The organism is Candidatus Nitrosarchaeum limnium BG20 (genome assembly GCF_000241145.1).
Classification (GTDB): Archaea; Thermoproteota; Nitrososphaeria; order Nitrososphaerales; family Nitrosopumilaceae; genus Nitrosarchaeum; species Nitrosarchaeum limnae.
Genome location: NZ_AHJG01000011.1, coordinates 1 through 1,479, shown reverse-complemented (window position 1 = coordinate 1,479; position 1,479 = coordinate 1). Strand labels below are relative to the sequence as shown.

Below are 1,479 nucleotides of genomic sequence, written 5' to 3'. Positions count from 1 at the left end.
GAAAGTTTGGATGTTGAATAATATTTTTAATTTTAAAATACATGAAATAAAATTTGTTATCTAATTTTATTTTTTATTTTTTATTTTTTATTTTTTATTTTTTATTTTTTATTTTTTATTTTTTATTTTTTATTTTTTATTTTTTATTTTTTATTTTTTATTTTTTATTTTTTATTTTTTATTTTTTATTTGATTATGAATTTCCCAATTTTGGGACTTTGATTTTCGTACATAACCAACATGTTTAACTACTCGGATCATCTGGCTGCATTGGAATGAAAAATTTCAATTATGTTATTATCTTTACAGTTTTAGGTTTTGCATTATCTTCATTTGCAATTTCAAATGCTTATGCTACAACTACAATTGGAGTCGGTGCAGGTCCTCGTGGCATGGCGTTTGATACTAACAATAATTACATTTACGTGGCCAATTCAAATGCAAACTCAGTTTCCGTTATAGATAGTACAACCAACACTGTAATCACCACAATATCTGTCGGTGCTTTTCCAGTAGATGTCACTTTTAATCCAACTAACGGCTATCTCTATGTAGCAAATCACTTTTCAGGCAACGTTTCAGTCATCAATGGTGCAACCAACACTGTTATTGCTACAATATCCATCGGTGGTTTTCCAAATGGCATTACGTACAATTCTATAAATGGCAACATATACGTGGCTAATGATTATAACAATGGTGCAGGTAGTATTCCTGTCATAAGTGGCTCCACAAACACAGTCATAGCTACAATACCTACTTCGTATGGACCGAGCGGAATAACTTTCAATCCAATCAACGGATATCTATATTCAACTTCATTCAATCAAAACTCTGCCTATGTCATTGATGGAACAACTAACACATTCGTACCAGGTAGTTTATCAGTGGGATTTACACAAGCAGGATCAATTCTTAATCCAACTAATGGTTACCAATACATATTTGGCAACGGTGGAATTAAGGCCTTTGACACATCTACAAACCTATCTGTAGGAGGCACATTACTAGGACCTAATGTATTTGGAGCGACCTACAATCCAGACAACCAATACCTCTATGCATCTAATTATGATTCAGCCTCAATTTCCATTATAGATGTTATAACGAACACAATAGTTGACACTATATCTGTAGGGAATAATCCATTTGCAATCTTATACAATCCTGTTAACCATTCTATCTATGTCAGCAATCTTTCTGACGGTACCATATCTGTGATCATACCACCTGCAGTTGGACCTAATGTTATTGCATATGATGATTTCCATGACATTTACATAATGTATACGGATGGAGCATCCGTTACAAACATTACACATACTCCATCCGTTGATGAAAATGATCCAGCAATATCTCCTGATGGAACAAAAATTGCATATTGGAAATATTCTCCTAGTTATGGTTCTGCTGATATCTGGGTTATGAACATTGATGGTTCCAGTCAAACTCAAATTTCATCTGTTTCAGGATATGCTT

At 32.8% G+C, this 1,479-nt stretch carries 1 protein-coding gene; it reads left to right on the top strand.

All coding sequences use genetic code 11. The features are described 5' to 3' along the window. Window positions 1-275 precede the first annotated feature (275 nt). On the top strand, window positions 276-1,479 hold a 1,204-nt coding region (locus BG20_RS00750; RefSeq protein ID WP_010189647.1), incomplete at its 3' end, for a YncE family protein.